Genomic DNA, 352 nt, shown 5'->3' with positions numbered 1-352 from the left:
ATCACCTTCTCATTGTTTCTAATTTCGGTAACGTCCTTTGCAATACCGTGTATCTCGGTAACTTTGCCGTCCATGAACAATGGCATTAGCAGTACCTTTAAAATGAGCTTATTACCTTGTGCCGAAATAAAATCGGCCTCAAAAGAGGTAATTCTTCCTTTACAGGCCAGTGCAAAATTGTCAAGAACAAGCACTTTATGACATGGACTGCAAAAAGGAATAAAACTACTGCCGATGATCTGGTCCAGGGGAAGTCCTGCCATTTTAGCCAGACTCTCGTTGACATGTTTGAAATTACCTTCGAGCTCCATCCTGAAGATCCCGTCCGGATTTTCTTTGATGAAGCTTTTGA

At 41.8% G+C, this 352-nt stretch carries 1 protein-coding gene; it reads right to left on the bottom strand.

The window, feature by feature from the left end; all coding sequences use genetic code 11:
• Positions 1–352: PAS domain-containing protein (locus HC175_RS21255; RefSeq protein ID WP_168139937.1), on the bottom strand; the 352-nt coding region annotated here is incomplete at both ends.

This window comes from Salinimicrobium oceani, assembly GCF_012037645.1.
The sequence above is the reverse complement of the archived record's forward strand: the minus strand, read 5'-3'. Positions and strand labels throughout refer to the sequence as shown.